The sequence below is a fragment of the Novosphingobium profundi genome, assembly GCF_018491765.1.
Lineage (GTDB): Bacteria > Pseudomonadota > Alphaproteobacteria > Sphingomonadales > Sphingomonadaceae > Novosphingobium > Novosphingobium profundi.
Genome location: NZ_JABWCU010000052.1, coordinates 1 through 5,829, shown reverse-complemented (window position 1 = coordinate 5,829; position 5,829 = coordinate 1). Strand labels below are relative to the sequence as shown.

The 5,829-nt window shown below is 63.5% G+C and carries 4 protein-coding genes; 1 reads left to right on the top strand and 3 read right to left on the bottom strand.

Annotated features, from left to right (window positions below; all coding sequences use genetic code 11):
- The coding region (locus tag HT136_RS25795; RefSeq protein ID WP_214202619.1) for an energy transducer TonB at positions 1 to 370 on the top strand (370 nt) is incomplete at its 5' end.
- A 194-nt stretch (positions 371 to 564) separates the two neighbouring features.
- Here HT136_RS25795 and HT136_RS25790 read toward each other — a convergent pair.
- The 3 genes from HT136_RS25790 to HT136_RS25780 all read right to left on the bottom strand — a co-directional run bounded on the left by HT136_RS25790 (position 565) and on the right by HT136_RS25780 (position 5,498).
- The gene (locus tag HT136_RS25790; RefSeq protein WP_039396046.1) at positions 565 to 2,793 is read right to left on the bottom strand and encodes a TonB-dependent receptor; all 2,229 of its coding nucleotides are present in this window, start codon (positions 2,791 to 2,793) and stop codon (positions 565 to 567) included.
- A 96-nt stretch (positions 2,794 to 2,889) separates the two neighbouring features.
- Positions 2,890 to 4,230 carry a spinster family MFS transporter gene (locus HT136_RS25785; RefSeq protein WP_052322698.1) on the bottom strand — a complete coding sequence of 447 codons (1,341 nt, stop codon included), beginning with the start codon at positions 4,228 to 4,230 and terminating at the stop codon, positions 2,890 to 2,892.
- Positions 4,231 to 4,232: 2 nt separating this feature from the next.
- Positions 4,233 to 5,498 (bottom strand): metallophosphoesterase family protein, encoded by a 1,266-nt coding sequence (locus HT136_RS25780; protein WP_052322697.1) that lies wholly within the window; start codon positions 5,496 to 5,498, stop codon positions 4,233 to 4,235.
- Positions 5,499 to 5,829 lie beyond the last annotated feature (331 nt).

The window sequence follows — 5,829 nt, the reverse complement described above, 5'->3', positions numbered from 1 at the left end:
CCAGCGGACCGCCCATAGGATGACCTCGCCGGTAAAATGCCGCCCTTTGAAATCGTCCATCACAACCGACCTTACCAATCCAAGGGCCCAACCTTGGCAACCGCATCAGAGTTTGCAACAGAGCCCTGAGGATTACCCTGGGGATATGGTCTACACCGCGATCACCGGAATCACCCCGTCAGAGTTTGATCTGGACTTAAATGGAGCGGCCATCAACGGTCGGTTGCTGGTCAGCGATCCCCCCTATGCGTTCGACGAGGTTACATTGAACGGCATTTCGACAATCCGCTATGATCCGCCCCGGAGGAATGGCAAACTGGAAGCCTGCCGTGGCCGAATGCAGAGTGTGCGATGGCAGTTGCCCTATTAATGGGCTGCTTGCTCGTATTCCCTGCCATGAGGCGGTTCCACAAGACGATTTGCTGAATGTGAACCTCCGACCCTTGCCGGCCATTCCCCAACGAACTTTCATATCCCAAGTCCGGACTGACCGCTTCACTTGCCGAAGTCATCAGGCTCACCCTGGTCGGCCCATCACGCGTCGAGCCGACCAGGGTGCCGGGATCAGAATCTATAGCCGAGCGACAGGCCATATGTGCGCGGAGCGCCGCTCAACTGCGAATAGGTCGGCGGCGCGACATAGAGGGCCGAGGCATAACGCTTGTTCGTGAAGTTGCGAACCCATGCCCCCACCGTCATCCTTTCGGCAAATGCCAGTTCCATCTGCGCATTGCCAAGGAAATAGCCCTTGATCGGCTGGTAATTGTCGAGTTCGGTGTAATAATCGTCGACGAAGCGGCCATTGACCGACGGCGTCAGCACCCTGTCGCCGCCCAGCGGTATCGCATAGCGGATCGAACCGGTCAGCGTCATCTTCGGCGCGAAGGGCAGCTGGTTGCCGATCCGCCGCGCCCGCTCCGCCGCGACATCCGACCACATGTCGAGGATCTTGCTGTCGAGAAGGGAAATACCGCCCTGCACCTCCAGCCCGGCGATCGGACGCACGGTCACGTTCGCCTCCGCGCCATAGGTGCGCGCGCTGCCGACATTGGTGCGGATGTTGCTGGGCAGGCCGTTGATGAGCTTGTTGAGGCTGGCCTGCATATTGGTGAAGTCGTTGTAATAGAAGGATGCGTCGATCTGCACCGGGCCGCCGCGCGGCAGGAACTTGATGCCGGCCTCATAGGTCCACACGCGCTCGGACTTGAACGGGTCCGTCTCCGGCAGGGTGAAGGAGGTGGAGCCGTCGAAGCCGCCCGCCTTGAAGCCACGGCTGACCGACACATAGGCCGTGGCCGCGCGCGAGATTTCGTAGCTGACGTTCAGGCGCCCCGAGACGCTGTTGTCGGAGAAGGTGCGGTGGAACACGAACGGCATCGGCCCGAACACGGCCTGCGCGATGCTGACGCCGGACGGGTTCAGGTCGCTGGTCGTGCCGTCGAACGTGCTCTCGTCATGGGTGTAGCGCAGACCCGCGCCGATCTTCCAGTGACCGCCCAGCCGGATGCTGCCATCGGCGAAGCCCGCGACGCTGCGACGGCGCTGCACATAGTCGGCCGCGAGCGTGCTGAGCACGACGTCGGTCAGGTCGATGTTACTGCGCAGCCGCACCTTGTCCCTGTAAGCCGTTGCACCCACCACCCAGTCGAACCGGCCGGGCGTCGCATTCTGGAGGCGTAGTTCCGCCGTCCCCTGCTCTACATTGTCGCGATAGATGATGTCGGAGAGCCGCGTCGGAACCACGTCGACCGCAGCAGAATATTGCTGCTTCAACTTTTCCCAGCCGAGAATGGCGACCAGCAGCATATCACCGCCGATCTTCTGGTTCAGCGTGACCGATCCGCCATAGCTGGTCTTGTCGAGCGACGGATCGATGGCGGAATCGGTCGTAAAGGGCGCCAGCGGCGCAAAACCGCGCACCGTGGCGGTGCGCTCGAAAAATTGCACCGCGCCGGATTCATGGAAACCATGGGCATTAAGCGTGACCGTTGTGCCGTCGGTCGGCTCCAGCAGCAATATCGCGCGACCGCCGTAATATTGGGAGCGATTGGCCTCGGTGTTGACGCCGGGATCGGCGAGCGCGGGGACGGCAGGATTGGCCGATCCACTGACACCGCGCGTGCCGATATTGGTCATGAACCCGTCGGTGCGGTCGAAGACGCCCGCCACCCGCAGCTTGACGCCATCGGCCAGAGCGCCGCCCGCCCCAGCTTCCGCGCGCCAGGAGTTGAAGCGGCCATATTCGACGCGCGCCTCCCCCTCCCATGTGTCCGTGGGCTGGCGCGAGATGATGTTGACCGCGCCCGCCGTGGTGTTCTGGCCGTAGAGCGTGCCCTGCGGCCCCTTCAATATCTCTATGCGTTCGACATCGAACATCTGTCCGCCGACCAGCGCCGCCGAACCCTGATAGACGCCGTCGATGCTGACGGCGGCGGACGGATTGCCGTTGGGCCGGACATCATCATAGCCGATGCCGCGAATGGTGAAGGTCTGGATGGTGCGACCGCCGGAAATCTGGGGTGACACGACCACGCCGGGAGTCAGGCGCGAGGCGTCGATCAAGTCCTTCACGCCCGCTTCCCGCAGGGCGTCGGGTGTCAGGACGCTGACCGTTGAGGGGACGTCGATCAGCCGTTGTTCGCGCTTCTGCGCGGTGACGACGATATCGCCACCCGCTTCGTCCGCACCTTCACCGGCAGCATGGACGGGCGAGGCAAGGAGTGGGAGCAGGGCCGTTCCGAGGAGCAGCAGGGTCGCGGCCCGGCGTTTCTGGAAAGGAAGAAGACTGGTCATGGAAATTATCCCGAGATTGGAAGGAAGAAAAAAAGGTGAGCGGGGCCATCCGCCGGCGGGAATGCCGGCGAGCGGTCTTGCGTGGAGGAAAAGGGGTCAGGCCGCGTCGGCAGCCGCGCTGTCGTGCGCCACGCTGCGCGCTCCGCACGCGATCAGCAGGCCGCCCGCCAGATAGGCGGAGGAGATCAGGGCCAGCGCATATTTCAGGGACTCCCGGCCAAACTCACTCGCCAGCGCGTCGCTGATCCAGCCCGCTACCGCCGGTCCAGACCCCATGCCGAACAGGTTGACGATCAGGAGATAAAGCGCCGTCGCTGTCGCCCGGTTGCCCGCCCCCGCCAGACGCTGGACCAGCGCATAGGCGGGCGTAATCGCGAGCGAAGCCATCACCGTCATCGGTGCCGCGATGAACAGCGCCATGGTCAGGTCCTGCGCGAACAGGAAGGCCAAGGTGAGCGGCATAGCGCCCATGAATGCCAGTGCCGGCAAATATATCCCCCAACGCGGGTTCAGCCGGAACAGTGCATCGCCGAGCACACCACCGACCAGCAGGGCAATAATTGTCGACAAGCCCATGATGAGGCCATAGCTGCCCCCCACCTGCCCGGCCGTCAGCCCGTGAGTCCGCATGAGGAAAGCCGGCATCCAGTTGAGCGTAGCGGCCGAGGCGACGGTCGCAACCGCCACCCCGAGGCACAGCAAAGCATAGCTGCGCCGGGCGAGAAGGCTGCGCACCGAACGCCATATGCCTTTGGGCGCGGTCCCGACCGCTCTGACCGGAAGGACAGGCTCCCGCACCGTCGCGAACAGCAGCAGCGCGAGAAACGGTGCCGGAACCGCACCCACCAGAAAGGCCGCTCGCCAACCCCAATTGTCCGCGATCCAGCCCCCCGCTGCATTGGCGATCATGAAGCCAATGCCCCCGATCACCACCGTCGCCGACAACGCCGTTGCGCGCCACCGGGCCGGGAAATAATCGGAGACGAGGGCGTGGGTAGTGGGAATGCCGCCCGCCTCCCCCAGTCCCACGCCGAGCCGTGCGGCAAGCAACACCGCAAAGCCCGGCGCCAGCCCGCACAGCGCCGTCATCGCCGACCAGATGAGCAGCGACACACCGAGGACGAGCACGCGGCGCCCGCCGTCCGAATAGCGCGCCACCGGCACCGCCATGATCGAATAGACGAAAGCGAAGGCAAAGCCGGTCAGCAGACCGATCTGCCCGTCGCTCACCCCCAGATCATGCTTGATGCTCTCGACCAGGATCGCGACCAGATAGCGGTCGTAATAGCCGAGGAGCGAGATCAGACAGAGCAGCGCGAGGACGTAGAACGCCATGGCGCGCGGCCGGTCCGCGTCGCGCGGCACCGGACCGGCGGCGGATGCCGGGTCCGGTGCCGGGACGGCGCCGTCTTTAAGGGAGTCGGCGAGCGAGGCCATGGTCAGTCGCCGGCCAGTGCGGGCTCACGGGCGTCCTGCCCCGCGAGCGACGGCATGCCGAAGCGTTCCCGGAAATCGTCGAGGTCGAAGTTGCACTCGTCCAGCCCGACGAATTCGGCCGGGGTCATCTCGGGATGCTCATGGCCATACCATTGCGTGTAGAGCGGCAGGTCGGAGGCGAACGCCTTGTAATGCGTCGAATAGGCGCGCAGGCGCAGCGTCGGCGCCTCCCCTGCCAGGTCGAAGGTCATCAGGCGCAGCCAGCCGTCACCGATGCCGTCGAAGATTGCCGCGTCGGAGCCGGTCGCCTTGAACGTCTGCTTCCGGCACTGATAGTTGACGAGGAACTGGTAGACCTTGTGGCCATGGTCATTGGTGTCGATCCGGTTCATCACGCCATGGAAATGGCCGTTCAGCGTGCACAATATCTGGTCGTTCGGGGCCACCAGCTTTTCCCACAGGCTCTGCGGGCTGTTGCGGTCCGGGTCGATGCGGGTGAGGTCGAAATAGTCGATCGACTGACGCTCGCCCTTTTCATTGATGAATTCATGGATGGACAGGATCGTCGGCAGGCCGGGATGGGCATCGATGACGGACTGCGCCCACTCGATGATGTCGTCCTGCGGACACATCTCGATACCGATGTGCAGGAAACGATAGCCGCCGCCCTTGAAGACCTGCGCGGCATTGCAGCCGTCTTTGTGCGAGGACACATACCAGGGCTTGTCGCGGAACAGTTCGGACTGGTCGCCGAAATGCGCGGTCCAGTTGTCGAGCGAACCGACATGCAGCGAACCGAGGCCATAGGATGCGCCGTCGCGAAACCAGCCATCGGGCTCCGGCGGAAAGGCCGGGTCGCTCCAGATATTGTCATGGTCGTGATTGCCGGGGACGAGGAAGAAGGGCAGTTCGTCCGCGATGATGCCCCATGCCTTGCGAATGGCGGGAATCTCGACCTCCAGCACTTGCGATGGAGAGGCGGGGATCAGCGCCTCGATCGCGGGATTGGGCACGCAGGACACGCCGCGCTCGACATGGGGAGCGTCGGGCCCCCAGCTGCTCGGATGCTGCCAGCTATCGCCGAGACCGGAGACGAAGGCGATGTCGCCACCATTCTTGCGCGCGTTGGCGGCGATATACTGCATCATGTCCCACAACATCTCACGCGCGTTGAAGGGAAAGCCTGCCTCCCGCTGGTTGCGGTAGCTGGAATAATTCTGCGTGTCGCAAATCACGGCCACGCTGAACGGATCGGCAGATGTCGTCACCTCATATCTCCTCTGAGCATTATCCAATGCCTTTCGAGCGACCCGAAAGGCTGCACGTCCCTCCACGGCGGCAGAAGTCGGTCGGGCGCTCGCCGTCGCCATCGAACAGCATGCCGTCCGAGGCTCGAGCCCTCCGCCCACCCTGTCTTCTCCGTGAATCGAAACGACTGTACAGCTAGGATAACTGTTTGACGCTTCTGTGACGGCTCTGTTGCAAACTCTGATGCGGTTGCCAAGGTTGGGCCCTTGGATTGGTAAGGTCGGTTGTGATGGACGATTTCAAAGGGCGGCATTTTACCGGCGAGGTCATCCTATGGGCGGTCCGCTGGTA

What these genes read in the sequence shown, in the direction of transcription:
- HT136_RS25790 (WP_039396046.1), bottom strand. Translation starts at nt 2,793, where the DNA reads ATGACCAGTCTTCTTCCTTTCCAGAAACGCCGGGCCGCGACCCTGCTG.
- HT136_RS25785 (WP_052322698.1), bottom strand. Translation starts at nt 4,230, where the DNA reads ATGGCCTCGCTCGCCGACTCCCTTAAAGACGGCGCCGTCCCGGCACCG.